This window comes from Aequorivita sp. KMM 9714, assembly GCF_011065475.1.
In the GTDB taxonomy this organism is placed as follows: domain Bacteria; phylum Bacteroidota; class Bacteroidia; order Flavobacteriales; family Flavobacteriaceae; genus Aequorivita; species Aequorivita sinensis.
The window spans coordinates 1-255 of the sequence record NZ_JAAGRO010000070.1; the positions used below are offsets into that span (position 1 = coordinate 1).

A 255-nucleotide genomic window follows, 5' to 3' on the forward strand; every position below is an offset into this window, starting at 1 on the left:
CGTTCTTGTCTTGTGAGTCCGTCTTCCAGAACGTTTGTGCTATATTTCCGTTATACAGCGGTGTTCCATTACCATCTAAGGTGTTATAGTTAATTTTGAAATTAAACAGAGGTTTTTGTTGTTCCATCATTCCTGGGTCAACATTGTTGATATTGGTAAGCCACCCTCTGATATTGTAGCGGTATTTAATTTTTTGGAGTTTTTTATCTATATTAGTACCTGTGAGTGCCAAACCCTCTACACTTGCCCCAGGAC

General features: G+C 38.8%; 1 protein-coding gene. It reads right to left on the reverse strand.

Features of this window, described 5'->3' with window-relative positions:
- Window positions 1–255, reverse strand: a 255-nt coding sequence (locus G3A46_RS14210; protein WP_165150794.1) for a hypothetical protein, incomplete at both ends; no start/stop codon positions are given.